1 protein-coding gene is annotated in these 408 nt (G+C 45.1%); it reads right to left on the bottom strand.

Annotated features, from left to right (window positions below):
- Positions 1 to 390, bottom strand: a 390-nt coding sequence (locus tag KP705_RS18425; protein ID WP_215765351.1) for a protein rep, incomplete at its 3' end; no start/stop codon positions are given.
- Between the last annotated feature and the right edge of the window lie 18 nt (positions 391 to 408).

Genomic DNA, 408 nt, shown 5'->3' on the forward strand with positions numbered 1-408 from the left:
CGTATTGAGTGTCTCATTATAGAACCACTCAAGATGGCCATCCTCCATCGTCTCAATATCGTTCGGCTTAGTCACATATTTTGTGACCTCATCAACAGACTCAAGAGTTCCCGCATCCTTAACAATGCACGACATCCTCTCACGAACATCAGCAAGAAAATCCTGCCAGCCGTTCCCCTTCAAATACGGCAGATCAAAGAGGATATTCATATGCATGTTAAGGGTTTCATGATCCTCATTATGAGTGAACTCAGTCCCCCTGAAATACAGATTTGAACCATATTTTTGATTGAGCCAACGGAAGCAATCAGAGAGCTTGCGTGTCCATTTCCTATGCTCCGCCTTGAGGTCATCATATATGCGGACGTTCTCACCGCAGGTGATAACCATGTACCGCAGATACTTCCC

This window comes from Gluconobacter sp. P1D12_c, from assembly GCF_018812105.1.
Lineage (GTDB): Bacteria > Pseudomonadota > Alphaproteobacteria > Acetobacterales > Acetobacteraceae > Gluconobacter > Gluconobacter oxydans_A.